Origin of the sequence: Methanomicrobium mobile BP, assembly GCF_000711215.1 — an archaeon.
Taxonomy (GTDB): domain Archaea; phylum Halobacteriota; class Methanomicrobia; order Methanomicrobiales; family Methanomicrobiaceae; genus Methanomicrobium; species Methanomicrobium mobile.
On the sequence record NZ_JOMF01000010.1, the window covers coordinates 19659 to 39884 of the forward strand.

The following is a 20226-nucleotide window of genomic DNA, read 5'->3' on the forward strand; positions in this document are numbered from 1 at the left end:
GCAGGAAAGGTAATATGAAAGCGGAATTCGGCGAACTCAAAAAATCCTTCGGCGAGATAAAGTGTTTTCCCGAGAACACCGATGATCTGTGGCATTTGGAGCATCTGATCTCGCCCGGGAATACGGTTTATGCCATGACCTTTCGAAGCATGGACAATGCAACGGATAAAGCGCGGCCGGAAAAGACCGAGAAGAAACTGGTGCGGCTGGGGATTAAGGTCGAGAAGGTCGAGTTCCACGACAATGCCAACCGCCTTCGTGTATCGGGGGTTATCGAATACGGTCCCGACATGGGCTTTTATCATACTATAAACCTTGAAGCGGGGCATGAGATCTCGATAATACGTTACTGGTCGGCAATAGACCTCGAACGCCTTGACCGCGCCATAAAGTCATCATCGGCAGGGACGATTCACGTTGCCGCTATTGAGGAGGGCGAATGCGAGATCTACAGAATCAGGCAGTTCGGTCCCGAGTTCGTAAGATCCATAATCGCCGGCAGCGGAAAACGCGAGGGTCTGAATACAAAACAGGCTTTCTTCGAAGAGATTCTGGAGACGCTCTCGCAGACGACCGCCGAGATAGTCATTGCGGGACCCGGGTTCGTCAAAGAGGACTTCATGACGTTTCTGAAGACCAAAGACCGCGATCTGGCGGCACGCTCCCTTATCTGCGATACGCGCCGCATAGGAAGGGGTGCGGTCTCCGAGGTCATAGGTCAGGGTATCCTCGACAGGATTACTCAGGACCTTCAGTTAAAGCGCGAAGTCCTCGCGGTCGACGAACTGATAAAACGCATAGCCGCGGACGGCAATGCCGCATACGGCATCAAAGAGGTAAAAAACGCGGTCTCGTTCGGTGCCGCGGAGACCGTAATGGTCTGCGACGACATGATAAGAAAGCATGAGATTGCGCAGCTTCTCGAGGACGCGGAGAAGATGCGTGCCGGCGTTGTGGTCCTCTCGGTAGAGTTCGAACCCGGAAAACAGCTCTCGGCGCTCGGCGGCATTGCCGCTCTGCTGAGATATAAATTATGAAAAAAATGAAAAATAAATTTTTAAACAGATTATCCTAAGGGCATTTACCGTTTATCCGTATGAATCGTTTACCTGTATGAATACAGAACGGACAATCTGTTGTCGATGTCCTTAAGGACATCGTCGAGCTTTGATTTTACCGTGTTGAACGCCGCCTCCGAGGTTGACGGGATTCTGCTCTGATCGAGGTCTGCGGCGGCGACCTGAAGGTTTCTGACATCGGTTCGCATGGCTTCGTAATCCTTTATGACCGTATTAAGAGTTGTCTGAAACTCGGGATAATCCTGGAAGACCATATTCGAGACCTTCTTATCCGTAGCACTGTAGCGCAGGAATAGGTCAAGGAATCCGTACTTCACGTTCAGTTCCATAATGCGCACCTTATACGCATCATTGCCCATGCATGCCGCAACCGTCGGATTCGAACTCAGAACGACGAGTGCATTCTCGTACTGATTCTTTGCGTTCTTTGCCTCCTCAATGCTGAAAAAATCGTCAAACTTGTCGAAATTTACTGATGAAAGGCTTGAATCACCGCGTTTTTCAAGAGTGTCCACGGTATATGTCGTCGAAAAACATAGATCCTCATCCGACTCGCTGCACCCCGCAACCAGAACGGACAGTAAGAGACAGAGGGAGAGAAGTATCAGTACTGGCAGGTATCGCGATCCGCGATAAGGGATTTGCTTATCACTCATACAGCTTGCCTACTCCCTTAACCTTCTGATAGTATCCGTGCTTAAGTGTGGTATCCTTCCATTTTCCGTCGGGATAGATGATCGTCACCGTGCCGGTCGTAATGTAGGGGCGTCCCGGATGATACGTGTTTACCTCAAATAGGTTGTTTCCGTATCTGTAATATTCGGCAGTATGCATTCCGTCGATTATCCAATCGAGATTAAGCCAGTATGTGCTGACGCCGCCGGTCGTCTCTTTCGTATACCACGCCTTCTCGCAGCCGTAGCGTGCCGTGATATAATTCAGATTCTCCATTGCTTCGTCTTCGCTGCTGCCTATGCAAACCTCGGGAAATACATGATACGCATAATCACTGCCAATCGAGAGAATTATTCGCATATCGCCGCCGAGAGAGCCTATAAGCGATGAAAGGAATACCGAGTAGTCGTCGCCCGATCCCCTCATACCCGATCTTATGGTCTCGGTAGCCGATGCTACGTGAAGGGGACCTCTCGGCTCACTGATAATCTGCCACCTCGAATTGACGTAGTCATACATATCGCACGCCTGCGCAAGAGAATAGTCTGCCCCCGCATTCAGTATATCCACACGCAAACGGGCATAATTACGGATTACCGGATTATCCGCCTCAATGCCGGCGCTTACCGCGGAGGCAAACTTCGCCTGATAAGTATCCGAACTCTCGGTTAAAACGGACGGGATCTGCGGACTTGAAACATATTCCTCGGCAACCGCAGGTATCGTGAATACGGCAACCGCAAACAGCATGGCTAACGCTGCCACTATATACTTCACCCTGCCGAAATCCCGATTCATCTTGAAAATAGGTCGGATTTATTTAAATATATATTTTATGAATAAAACAAAGGTTGTGCGGCAGTAAAATTATCCTGAATACCGGCGGCTACCTCCGAAATCAGACCGTGCACATGGTGAACTTCAGATCCTTATACGAACCGTCCGAATAGAATGCCGTTGCATAACCCGATTCCGTTCCTTTTGAATCTCCCGGGAATCTGTCGTAGTATCCCAGCCGCATCCAGTATGTCTTGTCGCCGTTATTCTCGAACTCGTAGCTGTATGCAACACTTCTGAGCGGAGATGTTGTGCCCGAGTAGGGGTGATAGTTTCCGTATCTGTACCTGATGTACATGACCTGGAACTCGACTACATTGGTCTCGGGATACATCAGCAGATAATCGATAAGTTCGGGATACTGATAACAGATATCCGCGTAGATCTCGGGCTCTCTCAATATCTGCTCGAAGGGTCTTACGTAGAACCAGCAGTTGTCGCCCGAGCAGATCTCTCCCGATTCGAATCTGAATATGTTTCTGCCGTAGGGGTCGTTTGTGAATGCATACGAATACGTTGACTTGAGTGCGGATAGCTTAGCGGGGTCTATGACGGTGGTTGCCATGTCGGCGCTGTTTCCGAGATATATCTCGGGGTAGGTTATCGAGCCGGCATTAATTGTCTGATCGGTCTTGACGCGTGCCTGACCGCCGATCGCTTTTAGCAGAGATGCCAAAAATACCGAGAAATCGGCAGTGTCGCCCCTCAGTCCGTGATTGATCAGGGAACTTGCCGAGGAGATATCGAGAAGTTCCTTGCCGTCCGACTCGTAATTCCAGTCACCGCGTGCCTTATCCCAGAGATCGCATGCCTGACCGATATTGAACTCGCCGGAGATCTTACCGGAGATATATCTTGCGGCATACTCACGCGTCGCCGGCTGATAATAGTCCATTGCCGCACCCACATATCTGCCGATTATGGCTTTCTGCTCCGACTTGGGTATGACATACGAGGAGTAGTTCTTAATCTCGACCTTTGTCATATCGGATACGACGGCCTGTGTCTGTTCCGCGGGAACACCCGTGGTCTGCACGGGCTTATCGGCAGCGGAGGGCAGGATATTATCGCCGGATAAAATGGGCTTTACGACTACTGCCATGACAATGACGACGCCGACGGCGACAATAAGAGCAAGTATATCGGAACGGTGTGAACTCATCTCGCAAAACCCATATTACCTGTATTTGATTTTTTATTTGTTCTACAGTTATAAATTATAATCGTAAAAGGAAAAACGACGCATGAAAGGAATATCTTTGCATTACACCCTGCAATACAGCGAAAAAAGGATGTTTGCAAAAAGTAAATAAGGCTGCTCACTCCGAGAATCTGTAGATATTCAGACTTTCGCGGCATTGCGGACAGAGCATCTTTCGCTTTCGGTCAAGCTCATCAAGGGTCTGCGGGTAGAACATGATGCATTCGGGATTATCGCAATGATCGAGCCCCATGCAGTGACACAGTTCGTGCGTGCCCTCTTTTACGATTCTGTCCATCAGATCTTCATCGCGGTCGGGTCTTCCGTACCAGCTGTTCTTCAGGCGTGCCGCGGAGACTATCGAGACGTTTACTCCGGGTCTTGCAAGTCCGAATACAAAATCGCGACCGCGGATATAGAGGTCTTTGCCCGTCACGATCAGGATTGAATCCCTGCATCCTGCGCGGCGCGTATAGAAGTCCTGCATGTCGCCGAGGATGCGGCTGGCGTCGTTCTGGTTGCGCATCCTGTCAAAACCTCTAAGCATCACGGGATTTTCCTCGGCATATACGGGCATCTCGATAATGTCGGAGATCATTCTTACGACGGGCTGTTGCAGACCCGGGTCCACATCATTATCCCAAAAAATAAGGACACTCATCTGAAAGTAATTAGGTAATGAATTGTCATAAGGGTATTGAAGAGTCGATATACACCTGCCTGAAAGATTACCCGCGAAACACGAAGTTCGTAGAGATTGGCATAGGCAACAATACACTCTGCGCGGAAAAACTTGCCGCCGACGGTTTTTCGGTCAGAGCCTCGGATATCAGAAGCGGACTGCCGATAGATGAGTCATCGGGCATCGTCTTTCGCTCCGACGACATATTCGAGCCCGATCTTGATTTCTACAGGGGTGCGGATCTGATATACTCAATCCGCCCGGGGATCGAGATGGTGCCTTCGCTGATATCGATTGCAAAAGCGGTCGACTGCGATCTGATTGTCTATCATCTGGGCTGTGAGATTTACGGGTCGGGCGGGGAGATTATCGATATCGGGGACGTAATCCTTCACCGCTACAATAAAAAACACTGAAATAAAGACAAAAGCGAAAATAAAGAAAAAACGGAAATTAAGAAAAAAAGGCAATTAAAAAAACAATAAAAAGGACGGCAGTCAGAATGAGAAGAGGGTTGACTGCGTCTCCGACGGTTTCTTCTCCGCAGATTTTCCGACTTTTTCGGAGTTTTCGGGTTCATCCGCGGATTTTGATGCTGCCGACCCGATTGACACGGAAGATTCCGCAGGCTCATTTAAGTCCGGCTTTTCCGGCTGTTCCGGCTTTTCTGTCTTTGTCGCTTTTGCGAGGTCCTGGATACGCACGGTCTTTTCCGATTTTCTAGCCTTCTCGGCGGCTTTCTGCGCCGCCTTCTCCTTCTTCTCCTGCTCCTTTTCTTCCCTCTTAATCTCCTTCATGACCTCGGCACTGCGGACTTTATCGTCAATGATATAGTCGAGTTCATCGCCGTCGAGAGAGAGTTCCTTTGCAAACGAGAGCGGGTCTTTGTCGGCTATCATTCCGAAAGCCTTGAGATATTCGTCGCGCAGGGTGTTCTCGGGCATGTGGTAGGCAAACGCCGCTTTGATAAGAACACTCTGGCGGACGAGTTTCTTCTTCTTTGCGCCCGCCATCCTGTTCCAGCGCGCAGGCGGCATGATATTGCCGGTAACGCCCTGGCCGCCGGCAGCGGCGGCAGTGCCGATGACCATCAGTGCCGTTGCGTATTTCCAGAGCGTATAATACTGGCGCAGATATGTCCTGCCCAGATAGAGATCTGACTGCGCAAGGTATCCGTATGCCTCGGTGCGGTCGCGTGGATTCTTTATCTGCGGCAATGCGCCCTCAACCCACTGCTCTACCGTATCAGGGGTATCCGAAAGGTCGTATGACATCTCCATAAGACGCCTGTCGGCGCCGCCCCTGAGAATGCCGCCGACGAGCTCAAAGATTGACGAACGCTGATCCTTGGCGGCAGTGGATACGCTCTCTTCGGATACGGTATCCGCGCCGCTTCCCGCCGCAAAGAGCATATTGACGGCGGCACGCATGTCACCGCCCGCGCTCTCGGCAATCTGCATAAGGGCATTGTCATTGCAGGTTTTATTCTCGGCGGAGCAGAGATACTTCAGATGCGGCACTATGCTTCTTGCCTGTAAGGCGCGGAACTGCAAAAGCTCACACAGTGCCTTTATCTCCTTGGCAACGCCGTATTTGTCGTTTGCAATCAGAATTATCGGCTGCTGTGATGATTTTATGACGCCGATTATCGCACGCGCACCGCCCATATCGGCAGTGCCGTGAAGGTTGTCGGCTTCATCGAGGAGGAGGAGTTTCCTCTGCGAACCCAGAAGGCTCATGGTCGTGGCCGTAGCTCCCGCGACTCTCTCGATAATTCCCTTTGTCCTCTGATCGCTTGCATTAAGCTCGACAACCTCCCAGTTCATGTCGTTTGCAAGCGCATATGCGGATGACGTCTTCCCTACACCCGGCTTTCCGTAGAGTAGGAGCGGCGGCACGCCCGGCTTCCAGTCACGCGCCCACTCGATCATCCTGCGCAGGCAATCTTTGTTCCCGATTATATCGGCAAGCGACTTCGGTCTGTATTTCTCAACCCAATCCTGCATCTTCGATTCCGCCCCCTTTCAAACCGCGTTATTGACAGTCAAACTGTAACGTTCAACAGAATTTGTAACGGTCAACAGTATTTCGCCCGTAAATTCCGTTTGTATATTCCGTTTGTATATTCCGTCCGTATTTCGGTTCGTATTCCTGTCCGTATATTCTGTCAGTAAATTCCGTGCAACGGTATTCTACTATATGTACTCGGAACTAATTTAATTAAGTGTTAAGCATCGGGGACAGATAATCGAATAACAAATAACAGAATATATTTTATCTGATAGAAAACTCAAACATACTTAAGCTGGTGTTAATGGTGGAGGAAAAATGTTCCACTGAACTGATTGCAAAAGTCGTTCAGGAATATACGGGCGTTACCAGAAAACATGCCATCGGAGAGATAATCCGCACTCTTAAACTGGATTCCGAGAATGTCATTGCATCTTTCGGGGAGGATGCGGCGCTTATCAAAAACGGAAACGACGGGCTTTTACTCGCCGCGGACGGAATCTGGAGCATGCTTATGGAAGCCGATCCCTACTGGGCGGGTTTCTGCGCGGTTCTTGTAAATGTTCACGATATTGCGGCGATGGGCGGCAGACCCCTTGCAATGGTCGACATTCTCTCGGTAAAGGACGGTGAGGTAGGTAACGAAGTCCTGCGCGGAATGGCGGATGCGTCCAGAAAGTTCAATGTGCCCGTCGTCGGAGGACATCTTCACCCCGATTCTCCGTTCTCGGCTATAGACGTCTCGATTATGGGCACGGTGAAGATCTCGGATGTGATTCTCTCGAGCACCGCAGCCAAAGGAGATCATGTTATCGCCGCAATCGACCTTAACGGACGTGTACACCCCTCTTGTGCGCTGAACTGGGATTCGGCGACACTCAGAAGCGCGGAAGAAGTCCGCGCACAGATAGAGGTCATGCATACCCTCGGAGAGAGACATCTGCTTACCGCGGGCAAGGATATCAGCAATCCGGGTATCATAGGCACTCTGGGAATGCTTCTCGAGACAAGCGGCGTCGGAGCCGAGATTGACTTAAGCCGCATCCCAAGACCGGACCTTGCAAAGCTCGGCATACCCTTCTCGCAGTGGGTAAGGATGTATCCCGGAATGGGCTTTATCATGACGGCAAAAGCGGAAAATACCGCCGAGGTCATTGAGATGTTTAAAGCGGTCGGCATGACCGCCGCGGATATAGGTTGCGTCAACGAGAGCAGGAGCCTGACAATACGATACAATTCCGAGGAGTCCTCGGTCTTTGACCTGAACAAAGACAGCATTACGGGCATATTCAAAGAATAACCGTTTACGCCAGAATAAGACAATCCGTTAACACACCAAATTAACACACACCATTAACACACTCCCATAAAACCACACATTAACACAACACATTAACACATATTTCGGCAAATTTTAACATTTTTTATCGCATATTTTAACGTATACAGGGGATATTCATGAAGGTCGGTATAGGCGCGGCGGCAGATATTGAAAAGATTGAGAGAAGCATCGGGAAGATAATCGATAAGGCGGATTTTGTCATATTTACGCGAAGTCTTCCGCAAACTCCGCATGAGCGCAGCGAAAAGATAGAATACCGCATATCCGATACGCCGGAATCCGACCTTGTAGATGCGTTGTATAACGGCGATATAGATGCCGCGGTAAGAGGGACTCTGCCCGCCAATATCGTCATGAAAAACATAAAGACGCGTTTCGGTGTCGAAAAACTCCGCAGAGTCGCGCTCCTTGAGGTCTGCGGCGGCAGGTGCGCGGGAAAGAAGTTCCTTCTGGCTCCTGTCGGCGTCGACGAGGGCTGGGATGTTGAGGACAAACTCGAATTCATAAAAGAGTGCCGACCGCTGGCAAAGATACTGGGGCTGAATGACCGCGTTGCCGTGCTCTCCGGCGGCAGAACCGGAGATATAGGACGGCATGCCGTTGTTGACCGGACAATACGCGATGCCGAAGAGATAGCGGAGAAGTCGGGAGCGGAGAACTGCGAGATTCTCATAGAGGACGCGCCGCAGAATCACGGAATTGTGATTGCGCCGGACGGCATCTCGGGAAACCTTATCTTCAGAACGCTCTGCCTTCTCGGAAACGGCGACGCACACGGTGCGCCTGTCCTGAATATAAGCAAAACATTCGTGGATACTTCGCGCGCAGGCAGCGATTACGCCAATGCGCTTTTGCTCGCCGTATCTCTCTCGGATGATAAAAAACACATATTATGAGTCGATTTTATCAAATAAACCGATTTTCGTTGACTTTTTCAAACGGAATCGACGTTTTTTTCAAAGACCTAAATTTTTGAATTTTTTGCAAATTTAACTGAATAGTATCGAGTTTTACGGCAATTTTCCCAAAAAGTATATATCTTAAACCGATAGACTTCTTTTAAGGTGGAATAAAATGGCAAATGATCTACCAATCGCAGCAGTCGTAAGGATTGCAAAGAAGAACGGTGCTGAGAGGGTCGGAAGTGACGCAGCTCAGGCTATAGTTGATGCAACGGAGAGCTACATTGCAAAACTCACAAAAGAGGCAACAAAGTACGCTGTTCACGCAGGAAGAAAGACAATCAAGAAGGAAGACGTTGACATGGCTGTCAACGCCTAAATTCTTTTTCAGAAAAGTTATTTTATTGATTTATTGTTTTTTTAATTGATTTTTTAGATTTAAGCGAGATTTACTGAATTAATATTGTATTTGATTGCCGGTTTACGTTATTTTACCGATTTTTGTATTTCACCTGTTTTACCGAAGTATCGATTATATCATTCCGCTCAGATACTGCCTTTGGTGCTGGGTATGCCTTTTTTCGGGTCGATGCGCACGGCTGACTTCAGAGCGATTCCGAACGCCTTGAAGAGCGCTTCGCACATGTGGTGATCGTTTCTTCCCTCAAAGGTCAGGTGAAGGGTTATCTTCGCATTCGTGCACAGACTGTAGAAGAAGTGCTCTATAAGATCGGACGGGAACGAAAGACCGCCCCCTTCGCTGAACTCCCCTTTCATCACGAGATACGGGCGTCCGCTGATGTCCAGCGCCGCATGGGCTATTGCCTCGTCCATCGGAACAGCGGTATACGCAAACCGCTCTATACCCTTCTTATCGCCGAGCGCCTTTTCTATCGCAAGCCCCAGCACAATCCCGATATCCTCGATAGTGTGGTGGAAATCCACATCGAGGTCGCCGTCGGCGACTACATCGAGATCGAAACCGCCGTGCTTCCCGAACGCATTCAGCATATGATCAAAGAAGGGAATCTTTGTATCCGCATTCACAATACCCGAACCGTCAAGGTTAATCTTTACCTGTATTGAGGTCTCTTTTGTCTTCCTGTCTACTTCTCCTACTCTCATCTGCATATCTCCAGAACTTCGGTAAGTGATATCTTGCCGCTGTAAAGCGATGAACCAAGTACTATACCTTCTGTGCCAAGGCTCTTTAGTGTTTTGACGTCCGCGGTTGAGGAGATGCCGCCCGCGGCTATGACAGGTATCGATACGGATTCGATAAGGCGCTTTACCGGCTCGGATCTGATGCCGCTCTGAAGCCCCTCAACGTCCACGTTCGTAAACAGGAGAGCGCCCGCGCCCAGTTCCTCAAAGCGCTTTGCCCACGAGATATAGTCGCCGACCGCGTCCTCCCAGCCGTTAACGACCACCTGACCGCCTTTGGCATCGACGCCGGCAACAACCCGCTCGCTTCCGTATTCTTTCGCAATCTCCGCTATCGCTTCCGGCTGCTTTGTCGCAAGCGTCCCGAGGATTACCCTGTCGACACCGATATCCAGCCAGTGCCCCGCATCGCCCACACTCCTTATGCCGCCGCCGAGCTCCACGAAAACACCCGTCTCACGGATTACCTCGGATATCTGAGCCGCGTTTTTGCCGCTGCCCTCGAAAGCGCCGTCAAGGTTAATCACATGCAGAGAGTCCGCACCCTCGGAGATCCAGCGGCGTGCGTTCTCCAGCGGCGTTCCGTAAGCCGTTCTGTTCTCGCGCTTTCCCTGAACAAGCTGGACGCAGACGCCGCCCAGAATATCGACTGCAGGAAATACCCTCATTTGTGCACCGAAATCATATCCACCGCGTTTAGCGGATCATTCTCTCAATCGGAACAATCAGAATATCTTTTGCACCCGCACGCTTGAGCGTGCTGATAAGCGAATAGAGATGCTCTTCGCTCACCACGGCATGAACGGCGACCATTCCCTTATCCGAGGCAACGTCCATGATTGTGGGACCCGAAAGTCCCGGAAGAACGCTGCGCACCTCGTCCAGATTATCGCGCAGGACATTCATCATCAGATAGCGCTGACCTTTTGCGCTCAGAACGCTCCTGATTGCCAGTGAGAACTCATCAATCTTATCCGCATACTTTTTGCGTGCATCGGGATTGCCGATTAACACCGTCGTCGAACTTAAGATCTCGTCGACGATTCTGAGCTTGTTCGTCGCAAGCGTCGTGCCCGAACTCGTAAGATCGATGATTGCATCGGCAATACCCAGATAAGGCGCCGCTTCGCAGGCACCCCCGACGGGGACAAGCGTTACCGAGATGCCACGCTTCTCGAAGAATTTCTCGCATACGCCGGGGAACTCGGTTGCCACCTTCTTTCCGTCAAGGTCCTCTGCGCTCTCGATATCGGAATCTTCGGGAACGGCAAGAACAAGCCTTGCAGCCCCCGATCCCAGATCCAGAATCTCATCGACCACGGAGCCGCGCTCAAGAACCATGTCGCGCCCCGTGATACCTATATCGGCGGCGCCTATGGCGACATACTCGGGAATATCGATGGGACGGGCAAACAGGACTTCAATCTCGGGATCGGATGTCCTTGAGATGAGTTTTCTCGTGTGGCTGTTCTCTATCTTAAGACCGCCCGCTTCGACAAGCTCAATTATCGGGTCTGCTATGCGTCCCTTATTCGGAACGGCAAGGCGCATAACAGTTCGTTCTCTGCCGGTGGATTTCATTAATTAAGATTGGGTATTTAACGAAAAAAATGTATGTATATCTCCGCGAAAATCGGGATTATGCGATATAATTAAGAAATTGCTATAAACTCGAAAAATAGTTTTAAAAACAGTTCGAAAAATCGTTCAAAAAATAGTTCGAAAAAAGTCCGAAAAATATGTAAAGACCTCTAAAGGTCTTCAGAATGTCTTTAATTCGCCGCGGATTACCTTCTCGGTAATGTCGGTAATGTTTGCAAGCGAATCATCTATGATTGCCGAGATATCTTTCTCCATGGCTTTGGTGTCGTCGGTGCCGTTCGAGATGTACTGTGCACTTGCAACCAGAGGCTCGTCAATCGGCTTACCGATCTGTGAGAGGAGGCGGATATAGAGATCGTCGATTCCCGAGACCTCTTTTACGCACTTCTGCGCAATCTGGGTCGAGAGAAGGTTGTAGATCTTTCCGATGTGGTTGATCGGGTTCTTTCCGCTCGTAGCCTCCATACTCATTGGTCTCTGCGGTGTAATCAGACCGTTGCAGCGGTTGCCGCGTCCCACACTGCCGTCGTCGCCCATCTCTGCCGATGTTCCGGTGACGGTAAGGAAGACACTGCCGCTCTCCGCGATATCTCCGGTGTTGACACAGACATTGACCTTTCTCTTGGTCTGCGCGGATGCAAACTTCGCGACATCGTCGTTGATGAAAGCAATTGCCTCGTTATACTCGCCGATATCGGCACAGAATCTGTCAATTATCGGAACGCAGAGTGTGAGCGTGATATTGTCCTGCTGTCTGTATCCCATAATCTTGACATCGGTACCGATGATCGGGTGCTTGGGTCTTACCGTGCCGTCAATGTGCTCGCTCACTTTAAGAATCATACTCTCAAGGTCGCTGAAAGGCGCATGACCGATACCGAACGAGGTATCGTTGGCACGCGGGACCTGATTTTTGCCGCCCGCCTTGAATACGTCGCGGAGATCCGAGGATCCGACACCCATTCTGCAGTCGACGATTGCGTCGCGCTCAAGGTCAAGGAACTGAACGGTCTCTTTAAGGTATTTTCTTGCCGCTTCGACCGCGATTGCATCCGTGGGGATTGTAACGCCGTCATAGACCTTGGTTGCCCTTCCGGTAAGCAGGAAGTAGATTGGCTTTATGATCTTACCGCCGCCGAACTTCGGCATGGACTCTCCGGCAACGACTTCTCCCTGATCCGTGTTGTGGTGGAGAACCGCGCCGAATTCCTCAAGATAAGCCTTGGAAAGTGCTCTCGATACGGACTCGGCAATGCCGTCCGCGATACTGTCAGGATGACCGATACATTTCCTTTCAACTATCTCGGCGCGCTGCATCTCGATAGGTGTCTGGTTTATCTTCTGTACATCTATGTTTCTTGCCATCTGGTAATCATACCCCTGTAAAAATTTTATTACCAGTAGTAGTATTTCAAAGATTAATAAATTACCCACATACACATGAAACTCTGCAAAAGATCATTAGGAATATGAAAAATCCTTTTGATTACCCACACTCATAAACCGCGGGAAATGATTACTGTGATCGGATATTATTACACACGGTATCGGAAATCCGTTTTATTGCACGAATTAAAAATATTCAAAAATCCGAAAAAGCGCATAAAATAAAAGAGAAGTGCGGCACAGATCTGCGGCATAGATGTGCTGCATACATGTGACCATCAACGCCTGCCGCACCTTAAGTTCATCCGTCAGTTCATCATTCTTATATCCGCACGTATGGTCTGGATACATCTGCCGTCGCGGAAGATTCTGACAATGCCGCCCGACTCCGAGACCGTTATGCCGATTACGGGCATATCGAGTGTGATTGCCGCCGCCGCAAGATGCCTGCCCCCCATGCCGCCGGGAAGCGAGATTGTGCCCGTATTGATATTAAGGAACCTGCCCGCCGCCGCTATCTGACCGCCGGAATCTATGACGAAAACGCCGTCAAGCTGCGCAAACTCCTTCACGCTCTCCCAGTTATTCTCGCATCTGATATCGCAGTCCTCGGGGTTCTGACCCTTATACGGGTTAATTATTGCCTGATGAGAGTTCGTGAAGATCTCCTGCGCATTGCCGATGATAAACGCGGTACCTATCTTGCGCCCTTCGCGTCCCTCGACCGCAAGTTCCAGAGCCAGACGGAGAACGGACGAGATAACCTCGGCATCCGCGATATCACCGTATCCGCAGGCATTCTGGATATCGGCGGAAGCACTGAGATCATGCAGCATAATCATATGCGGCATTACGCCTACGATTATGCCGTCCCTGTAATTTTTGCAGAGGTGCATCTGAGTCACAATATCCATAAGATGCTTCTGCGAGATATCCCGAAGATCGTCGGCATTCGTGCCCTGCAGAAGATCAAGTTGCATATCCTCGACCCAGACAATCGGAATCTCGGACTCACAGTCGTATTTCTTTAAAAAAGAGACGACAGCCACGGCTCTTACATTCCGTGCTATCGCCATCGCCGAGTCCATCAAAACCGTAGGATCTGCAAATATTTCCACACAAAATAAATATTACTTCATTATTTAAAGTATTTCTCGTAGTAACACCGGAATGTCGGAAGGTTTCCTTGCTACGGTCACATCCAAAGCCTCAAGGCGCTTTATTTTTGACTTGGCATCGCCTTCGCCGCCGGCAATAATCGCACCCGCATGACCCATACGCTTCTCCGGCGGTGCCGAGACGCCCGCAATATAGGTTACCAGCGAAAGCCCCGCGTCACGTGCCGCAATCGCACCCTCTTCTTCAAGGTTGCCGCCGACCTCGCCTATGAGCACGACAGCCTTTGTCTCGCCGTCGTCGGCAAAGCGGTTTACGACATCGACAAAGGTCTGACCGATAACGGGATCGCCGCCTATACCTACGACCGAGCTCTGACCGATACCTTTCATTGTAAGTTCGTTGACAACCTCATAGGTCAGAGTGCCGCTCCTTGAGACAACGCCCACATTACCCTTCTTTGAGAGATGCGCAGGCATTATGCCGAGCTTCAACTCACCCGGAGTCAGGGTTCCCGGGCAGTTGGGACCTATCACGGAGCAGCCGTTGAGCTTTGCATACGCAATCGCTTTCATGGCGTCATGAACGGGGATATGCTCGGTAATCGCGACAACAAGCTCGATTCCGTTGTATGCCGCTTCCATAATCGAGTCCCCCGCAACCTTGCCGGGCACGAAGAGGACGCTTGCGGTTACGTCATGCTCGGCCATTGCCTCGCGCACCGAGTTGTAGACGGGCACACCGTGCACTTCCTGACCGCCCTTTCCGGGAGTTACGCCCGCAACCACGCCGAAACCGCCTACCTCGCGTGCATATTCGTTCATAAGGTTAATGTGGAATGCACCCTGATTTCCGGTTGCGCCCTGAACCAGAACCTTCGTTTTCTTATCGCCGTAGATCATAATGCCGCCTCCTTACACGCATCTACAGCTTCGCTCACGACATCGTCCATTGTCGGCAACATCTTATAGCCGTTCTTATTCAATATCTCGCGTCCTTCAGCCTCGTTTGTCCCGGCAAGTCTTACAAGCACCTGCTGGCTGACGCCGGCTTTGACGATTCCGCGTGCCACTTCGTCGCATCTGGTAATTCCGCCGAGGAGGTTGACTATGATTACCTTTACGCCCGGCATCTCGGCGACCAGTTTGACTGCACTGCAGACCCTGTCCTCGCCCGCGCCGCCGCCGACATCGAGGAAGTTTGCCGCTTTGCCGCCGAGGATCTCTATCATGTCCAGTGTCGACATTGTAAGACCGGCGCCGTTTCCGATAACGCCTATCTGACCGCTGAGTTCCACATACGAGAACCCGCAACTCTCGGCGCGTCTTTCTCTCTCGGTCAGGTCGCGGTTGACCTCGATACCGAGTCTGTAAAGCGCATTGTCGTCGACGATGAACTTGCCGTCCGCGGCAAAGACACCTTTGGATGTCGTCACCAGCGGATTTATCTCGACAAGAATGCCGTCGTTCTCGCAGAATACGCGGTAAAGGTCATTGATTACGGGCGCGAGTTCTTTGGGAGCGTCACCGAGGAGGTTGCGCAGCATGAATGACGGGATGTCGTGCAGAAGCGGGCTGACCCAGATCTTCCTTATTGCATCGGGGTTTTCGCGTGCGGTCTGCTCGATCTCGACGCCGCCTTCGGACGAGAAGATTATCACGTTCTCTCTTCTGGAGCGGTCGATTGTGATGCTTACGTAGTATTCCTTCTCAATCGGAAGTTTCTCCTCGAGCAGGATCTTCTCGACGGGAACGCCTTTGATCTGCTTTGCAAACATCTTCTCCGACTCCTCGCGGACGTCGGCGGTCTTTGCTATTATGACGCCGCCCGCCTTTCCTCTGCCGCCGACATCGACCTGCGCCTTCACGACAACTTCGTCACCGAAATCGCGGATTCTCCCGTCAATCTCGTCGGGACTTGAGATTACAAATCCGAATCCGACGGGGATACCGTATTTTCTGTATATGTCCTTCGCCTCATACTCTAAAAGTTTCAATTGACACTCCTCCTGCCATGCAGTATGTATCAGTAATATGTACTATATTTGCTGTTGAATCGGTTTTAAATTATTTCAAAAAAATTTTTAAAAATCTCAAAAAATCTCAAAAGAATGATTCAAAAAATTGGGATTAATAAGGTGCAATTTATTGCGAATCTTTTGCGCCGAGCTCAAAACCGGCATTGAGCGCTTTAAGATTCAGATCCTCGGTTCCCTTCGGAACGCTGTCGAGGACTGCCTTTCGTATAGCTTCCTCGCTTACAATGCCAGATGATCTCACGACGGCGCCGAGCATTATGATATTGGCAACTATGGTGCGCCCCGTAAGTTCCTTCGCTGTCTGCGTCGCGGGAACGGGAAGATTCCTGCACGAAGGTTTTGAGAAGACAAGGTCTTTGTCGTATATCACGAAGGCATCGTCGCGTGCACCCGCGCCGTATTTGTCATAACCCGGCTGTGACATGATGACATAGGTATCGGGGTTTGATACCTCGGGATAGAGAATCTGTTCGTCATCGATTACGACCGCGCTCATGGACGCGCCGCCTCTGGCTTCCGGACCGTAGACCTGAGTCTGAACGGCGTATTTCCGGTCGTAGATTGCCGCCGCCCTTCCGAGTATCACGGCGGAGAGGATTATACCCTGACCGCCGAATCCCGAGAACAAAACTTCATGCCTCATAGCTTCAGCTTCACCTCTTCAACCCCATAACAGGACGCGAACGCCTGACAAATTCGCCGACCGCAAACGTCGTGTCGGGAATGACCTTTCCTTCCGCCTCGAGTCTTCTCTTCTTTGAGATAAGTATCGAGTGATCGCGCAGATACTCAATCATATCGAGCGGCTGACGCAGTTTATTCTTTCTGCCGTATGACGTGGGGCACTGGGACATGGTCTCGATAAAGGACAGCCCCGGAGTCTCCATGCCCGTCTTTATCGAATCTGTAAGCTGCTTTACGTGATATGTCGTCCAGCGCGAGACATAGTTTGCGCCCGCTGCCACCGCAAGCTCGGCAAGATCGAAGGTAGGCTCCTGCGCACCGTAGGGTGTTGTCGTCGAGAACGCACCCCGCGGCGTACACGGACTTCCCTGACCGCCCGTCATGCCGTAGATCATATTGTTCATGCAGATGACCGTCATGTCGATATTTCTGCGGCAGGCGTGGATGAAGTGGTTTCCGCCGATTGCCGAGAGGTCGCCGTCGCCGGTGAAGACAACCACATTGAACTCCGGATGCGCCATCTTGACGCCGGTCGCAAACGCAAGCGCCCTTCCGTGGGTCGTGTGCAGTGAGTCCGCGGCTGTGTATCCCGATGCACGCGATGAGCAGCCTATGCCGGATACGAAGACGGTGTCGTCTATCTCCCAGCCCATATCCGATGCCGCCTGAAGCGTGCAGTTAAGGACGGTTCCGTTGCCGCAGCCCGTGCAGAAGATATGCGGCATCCTGTCGGCACGATACCATTCCGAGACGGACGGCATCAGTTACCGCCTCCGATGAGCGCCTTTTCCCTGTCGTATGCCTCCATGAGATCCTGCGGGGTGTGCATGTCGCCGCCCAGCTTGGGCAGGTAAACCACCTTTACGGGGGTGTGCCTTGCGACTTCGCGTCCGATCTGCCCCATGTTCATCTCGGGAACGATGAAGACCTTTGCGTTCGGGAACTCTTTCAGGACGTTCTCGGGGAAAGGCCAGACTATTCTCAGATTTATGTGACCTATCTTAAGGTCGGGACTGTCCTTCATTATCTGACGAACCGTCCTTGTCGCGGGTCCGTATGTAAGGAATACAATCTCGGCGTCCGTTCCCGCGATATCGTAGTCCGCTATCTCGTGCCGCTTTGACTCAACCTTGCCGACAAGTCTTCTTACAAGGTCGGAATGTGTCTTGTGATTGGTTGTGTCGGGATATCCGCGGGCATCGTGCGTAAGTCCGGTCACATGCACGCGGTGACCGTGACCGAATGTCGGGAAACCGGGCACAGGGTTATCGGCATCGGTCTCATACGGCAGTTTTCCCTTCTCAAGTTCTTTGCGGTTGACGACATCCACGGAATCGGGTATCTCAATCCTCTCGCGCATATGGCCTATGGTCTCGTCCGACATCAGAAATACGGGACATCTGAACTCTTCGGCAAGGTTGAATGCCTTTACCGTGAGTTCGTACATCTCCTGAACCGTCGACGGTGTGAGCGCAATTATTGAGAAATCGCCGTGCGAGCCGAAACGGCACTGCATCATATCGCCCTGCGCCGACATTGTGGGCTGACCGGTCGACGGACCGCCGCGCTGAACATTGATGATTACAATCGGCGTCTCGGTTATTGCCGCATATCCGATATTCTCCATCATGAGCGAGAATCCGGGACCGCTTGTGGCGGTCATTGCCTTGACTCCCGTCCATGACGCGCCTATAATCGAGGATATGCTTGCAATCTCGTCTTCCATCTGGATGAAGACGCCGCCGACCTTCGGCATCATCTTCGCCATATGCTCGGCTACCTCGGTCGACGGAGTTATCGGATATCCGCCGAAGAAACGACAGCCTGCCGCAAGTGCACCTTCGGCGCAGGCGATATTGCCCTGCATGAACTCAATTCTGGTCAATACTCAATCACCACTTTCATATCTTCAAATCTCTCCTCTTCAACCCACTTTATTGCCTGATCGGGACATGTAAGCTGGCACATCCCGCAGAGCCTTCTCCCGTAAAGTTTCTGAAGACGGCAGTTAGTGCATCTCTCGGGTCCGTTGAATTCGGGGACGACAATTCCCTTCTCATTGAGTCTGCTGCCCTCCCGGAATATTTTGTAGGGGCAGACAAGCGTGCAGAGATTACAGCCCTTGCACCGGCTCTCATCGATTATAAGTTTCATGAGTTACGACCCGTTAATTAATCTGCTTAATATTGCGTTTCTATCGTACTAAATATATCTCATCATGCACACGTGAATGCCCCGTATGCATATTAATCCAATACCGAGTATATTGATTCGATACCGCGCATATTGATTCTATACCAGTACGCATATCCCGATGCAATGCTTTGGGTGCGCAACTTTTTGCGTGGTTGCGGGGGTGTAAGATACCGTTACGAAAATTACACGTAACTGCAATTACACCGTTACGGCAATTACACGTTACTGCAATTACACCGTTACGGCTATTCTTCGTCTGCGAACTCCGACGGCTCACTTCTGAATAACGGCTTAATCATCATCAAAATGAGGGACAGGGCAATAAGGGCAAAGATGTCGCCGAATATGAGAAAGATCAGCGGATGGTCAGCCGATGAAGCGCCCCCCAGATAAACAAAGCCTTCAAAATACAGAACGAATGAATAGATGCACGCCGTCATGCAGAACACAGTAAGTCCGAGCATTATGACGACCCGAGTGTTCTTATGCGGATGAAGAATCCCCCTGCCTTTATTTGTAAGAGAATACGGATGCCATTTGCGGACTTTGTCCGCTTCAATCAGCCCCGAAAATTCAAGTTCAGCCACATGCGCATGAACGGATGCTTTTGAGATACCCAATTCTTCGGCAAGTTCCGTTATTGTCGATTCTTTTTTATCGATGGCTTTTAAGATTGCTATTCGGGTCTTTGAGGATAGAACGGCAAGATCATCGCTATCAAGTATGATATCCGAATCCTCCCCCATATGTTTCACCGATATTTTGAAAACCGTTATCTGATAAATTTTGAGAGCCTTTTTTTATTTTTATTTTTTATAACAGTTGTATTTAGCCTGATACATAATTATTCTGTGCTTAGAAAAGGGGTATATTTTTGTAAAAATAACCTAATATTTGATTGAAAAAATTATATTATGCCCGGAACCAACGGAGCAGTTGGAGTTTCATCATAGCATCCGGGTAGCGGTTCATACGTTGCATTGCTTGATTTTACATAAATATACATACAACTCGAGTACGTATAATTGCCCCCATCGTCTGAAGGGAAAGAAACTACAGAGTTATTATATTCATGCCTGATATCGTCAGGTGTGATAAAATAATTCGGTATGGATAATTCTATCTTGCAGTAATAAACTTCATCCAAATCCGTTCTGAAAAGTTCTACGTGAATAGGTACATTTTTTACTTCATTCTCGGAGATATTACACAATCTCACATTTTTTGACATATATACCTCTTCGCAATATATCCCCGTATCATTGTTTCTTAACGGACGTCCGGTTGTCCGATCAATAAGAACTCTTGTTAA

At 50.3% G+C, this 20226-nt stretch carries 23 protein-coding genes; 5 read left to right on the plus strand and 18 right to left on the minus strand.

Features of this window, described 5'->3' with window-relative positions; all coding sequences use genetic code 11:
* Positions 1-14: 14 nt before the first annotated feature.
* Positions 15-1037: an mRNA surveillance protein pelota gene (locus tag T502_RS08185; protein WP_042706732.1), complete on the plus strand. Its 1023-nt coding sequence runs from the start codon at positions 15-17 to the stop codon at positions 1035-1037.
* A 68-nt stretch (positions 1038-1105) separates the two neighbouring features.
* Here T502_RS08185 and T502_RS08190 read toward each other — a convergent pair whose 3' ends face one another.
* The 4 genes from T502_RS08190 to T502_RS08205 all read right to left on the minus strand — a co-directional run bounded on the left by T502_RS08190 (position 1106) and on the right by T502_RS08205 (position 4453).
* Complete coding sequence (locus T502_RS08190; RefSeq protein ID WP_042706733.1) at positions 1106-1735, minus strand: hypothetical protein; 630 nt, start codon at positions 1733-1735, stop codon at positions 1106-1108.
* Positions 1728-2519 carry a hypothetical protein gene (locus tag T502_RS08195; RefSeq protein ID WP_157197509.1) on the minus strand — a complete coding sequence of 264 codons (792 nt, stop codon included), beginning with the start codon at positions 2517-2519 and terminating at the stop codon, positions 1728-1730. Before T502_RS08195 ends, T502_RS08190 begins: the two co-directional genes overlap by 8 nt.
* A gap of 133 nt (positions 2520-2652) precedes the next feature.
* Entirely contained in the window at positions 2653-3753 is a 1101-nt protein-coding gene (locus T502_RS08200; protein ID WP_042706736.1) for a hypothetical protein, read from the minus strand.
* 157 nt (positions 3754-3910) lie between these two features.
* A complete protein-coding gene (locus T502_RS08205; RefSeq protein WP_042706737.1) occupies positions 3911-4453 on the minus strand; it encodes an archaemetzincin family Zn-dependent metalloprotease in 543 nt (180 codons plus the stop codon).
* A gap of 17 nt (positions 4454-4470) precedes the next feature.
* On the opposite strand from T502_RS08205, the gene T502_RS08210 reads away from it, so the two are divergent.
* The gene (locus tag T502_RS08210; protein ID WP_042706738.1) at positions 4471-4890 is read left to right on the plus strand and encodes a UPF0146 family protein; all 420 of its coding nucleotides are present in this window, start codon (positions 4471-4473) and stop codon (positions 4888-4890) included.
* Positions 4891-4971: 81 nt separating this feature from the next.
* Here T502_RS08210 and T502_RS08215 read toward each other — a convergent pair whose 3' ends face one another.
* Positions 4972-6480: a replication factor C large subunit gene (locus T502_RS08215; protein WP_042706739.1), complete on the minus strand. Its 1509-nt coding sequence runs from the start codon at positions 6478-6480 to the stop codon at positions 4972-4974.
* Positions 6481-6788: 308 nt separating this feature from the next.
* Here T502_RS08215 and T502_RS08220 point away from each other — a divergent pair, with 308 nt between their 5' ends.
* The 3 genes from T502_RS08220 to T502_RS08230 all read left to right on the plus strand — a co-directional run bounded on the left by T502_RS08220 (position 6789) and on the right by T502_RS08230 (position 9107).
* Entirely contained in the window at positions 6789-7784 is a 996-nt protein-coding gene (locus T502_RS08220) for a methanogenesis marker 2 protein (RefSeq protein ID WP_042706741.1), read from the plus strand.
* Between the two features lie 158 nt (positions 7785-7942).
* The gene (mtxX, locus tag T502_RS08225) at positions 7943-8722 is read left to right on the plus strand and encodes a methanogenesis marker protein Mmp4/MtxX (protein ID WP_042706742.1); all 780 of its coding nucleotides are present in this window, start codon (positions 7943-7945) and stop codon (positions 8720-8722) included.
* Between the two features lie 178 nt (positions 8723-8900).
* Positions 8901-9107, plus strand: coding sequence for a histone family protein (locus T502_RS08230; protein WP_042706743.1), 207 nt, complete (start codon positions 8901-8903; stop codon positions 9105-9107).
* A 167-nt stretch (positions 9108-9274) separates the two neighbouring features.
* Here the strand turns inward: T502_RS08230 and hisB are convergent, their stop codons facing one another.
* The 13 genes from hisB to T502_RS08980 all read right to left on the minus strand — a co-directional run.
* Complete coding sequence (hisB, locus tag T502_RS08235) at positions 9275-9853, minus strand: imidazoleglycerol-phosphate dehydratase HisB (protein WP_042706758.1); 579 nt, start codon at positions 9851-9853, stop codon at positions 9275-9277.
* A complete protein-coding gene (gene hisA / locus T502_RS08240; protein WP_042706744.1) occupies positions 9850-10560 on the minus strand; it encodes a 1-(5-phosphoribosyl)-5-[(5-phosphoribosylamino)methylideneamino]imidazole-4-carboxamide isomerase in 711 nt (236 codons plus the stop codon). Before hisA ends, hisB begins: the two co-directional genes overlap by 4 nt.
* A 28-nt stretch (positions 10561-10588) precedes the next feature.
* Positions 10589-11473 (minus strand): ATP phosphoribosyltransferase, encoded by an 885-nt coding sequence (gene hisG / locus T502_RS08245; protein WP_042706745.1) that lies wholly within the window; start codon positions 11471-11473, stop codon positions 10589-10591.
* A 180-nt stretch (positions 11474-11653) separates the two neighbouring features.
* A complete protein-coding gene (locus T502_RS08250) occupies positions 11654-12859 on the minus strand; it encodes a methionine adenosyltransferase (RefSeq protein WP_042706746.1) in 1206 nt (401 codons plus the stop codon).
* A gap of 329 nt (positions 12860-13188) precedes the next feature.
* Complete coding sequence (locus tag T502_RS08255; protein WP_245597791.1) at positions 13189-13998, minus strand: DNA integrity scanning protein DisA nucleotide-binding domain protein; 810 nt, start codon at positions 13996-13998, stop codon at positions 13189-13191.
* Between the two features lie 24 nt (positions 13999-14022).
* Entirely contained in the window at positions 14023-14898 is an 876-nt protein-coding gene (sucD, locus tag T502_RS08260) for a succinate--CoA ligase subunit alpha (protein WP_042706748.1), read from the minus strand.
* Complete coding sequence (sucC, locus tag T502_RS08265; protein ID WP_042706749.1) at positions 14895-15992, minus strand: ADP-forming succinate--CoA ligase subunit beta; 1098 nt, start codon at positions 15990-15992, stop codon at positions 14895-14897. The genes sucD and sucC overlap by 4 nt, the downstream gene beginning before the upstream one ends.
* 148 nt (positions 15993-16140) lie before the next feature.
* Positions 16141-16677, minus strand: a complete 537-nt coding sequence (locus tag T502_RS08270) for a 2-oxoacid:ferredoxin oxidoreductase subunit gamma (protein ID WP_042706751.1) — start codon at positions 16675-16677, stop codon at positions 16141-16143.
* A gap of 10 nt (positions 16678-16687) precedes the next feature.
* Positions 16688-17479, minus strand: a complete 792-nt coding sequence (locus T502_RS08275) for a thiamine pyrophosphate-dependent enzyme (protein WP_042706752.1) — start codon at positions 17477-17479, stop codon at positions 16688-16690.
* Positions 17479-18603: a 2-oxoacid:acceptor oxidoreductase subunit alpha gene (locus tag T502_RS08280; RefSeq protein WP_042706753.1), complete on the minus strand. Its 1125-nt coding sequence runs from the start codon at positions 18601-18603 to the stop codon at positions 17479-17481. The genes T502_RS08275 and T502_RS08280 overlap by 1 nt, the downstream gene beginning before the upstream one ends.
* Positions 18600-18872 (minus strand): 4Fe-4S dicluster domain-containing protein, encoded by a 273-nt coding sequence (locus T502_RS08285; protein ID WP_042706755.1) that lies wholly within the window; start codon positions 18870-18872, stop codon positions 18600-18602. The genes T502_RS08280 and T502_RS08285 overlap by 4 nt, the downstream gene beginning before the upstream one ends.
* Positions 18873-19159: 287 nt before the next feature.
* Positions 19160-19660, minus strand: a complete 501-nt coding sequence (locus T502_RS08680; protein WP_052359271.1) for a helix-turn-helix domain-containing protein — start codon at positions 19658-19660, stop codon at positions 19160-19162.
* 161 nt (positions 19661-19821) lie between these two features.
* The coding region (locus T502_RS08980; protein ID WP_211248156.1) for a hypothetical protein at positions 19822-20226 on the minus strand (405 nt) is incomplete at its 5' end.

Coding starts and splice junctions, on each gene's coding strand:
- T502_RS08185 (WP_042706732.1), top strand. CDS start 15: ATGAAAGCGGAATTCGGCGAACTCAAAAAATCCTTCGGCGAGATAAAG.
- T502_RS08190 (WP_042706733.1), bottom strand. CDS start 1,735: ATGAGTGATAAGCAAATCCCTTATCGCGGATCGCGATACCTGCCAGTA.
- T502_RS08200 (WP_042706736.1), bottom strand. CDS start 3,753: ATGAGTTCACACCGTTCCGATATACTTGCTCTTATTGTCGCCGTCGGC.
- T502_RS08205 (WP_042706737.1), bottom strand. CDS start 4,453: ATGAGTGTCCTTATTTTTTGGGATAATGATGTGGACCCGGGTCTGCAA.
- T502_RS08210 (WP_042706738.1), top strand. CDS start 4,471: ATGAATTGTCATAAGGGTATTGAAGAGTCGATATACACCTGCCTGAAA.
- T502_RS08215 (WP_042706739.1), bottom strand. CDS start 6,480: ATGCAGGATTGGGTTGAGAAATACAGACCGAAGTCGCTTGCCGATATA.
- T502_RS08220 (WP_042706741.1), top strand. CDS start 6,789: ATGGTGGAGGAAAAATGTTCCACTGAACTGATTGCAAAAGTCGTTCAG.
- mtxX (WP_042706742.1), top strand. CDS start 7,943: ATGAAGGTCGGTATAGGCGCGGCGGCAGATATTGAAAAGATTGAGAGA.
- T502_RS08230 (WP_042706743.1), top strand. CDS start 8,901: ATGGCAAATGATCTACCAATCGCAGCAGTCGTAAGGATTGCAAAGAAG.
- hisB (WP_042706758.1), bottom strand. CDS start 9,853: ATGAGAGTAGGAGAAGTAGACAGGAAGACAAAAGAGACCTCAATACAG.
- hisA (WP_042706744.1), bottom strand. CDS start 10,560: ATGAGGGTATTTCCTGCAGTCGATATTCTGGGCGGCGTCTGCGTCCAG.
- hisG (WP_042706745.1), bottom strand. CDS start 11,473: ATGAAATCCACCGGCAGAGAACGAACTGTTATGCGCCTTGCCGTTCCG.
- T502_RS08250 (WP_042706746.1), bottom strand. CDS start 12,859: ATGGCAAGAAACATAGATGTACAGAAGATAAACCAGACACCTATCGAG.
- sucD (WP_042706748.1), bottom strand. CDS start 14,898: ATGATCTACGGCGATAAGAAAACGAAGGTTCTGGTTCAGGGCGCAACC.
- T502_RS08270 (WP_042706751.1), bottom strand. CDS start 16,677: ATGAGGCATGAAGTTTTGTTCTCGGGATTCGGCGGTCAGGGTATAATC.
- T502_RS08275 (WP_042706752.1), bottom strand. CDS start 17,479: ATGCCGTCCGTCTCGGAATGGTATCGTGCCGACAGGATGCCGCATATC.
- T502_RS08285 (WP_042706755.1), bottom strand. CDS start 18,872: ATGAAACTTATAATCGATGAGAGCCGGTGCAAGGGCTGTAATCTCTGC.
- T502_RS08680 (WP_052359271.1), bottom strand. CDS start 19,660: ATGGGGGAGGATTCGGATATCATACTTGATAGCGATGATCTTGCCGTT.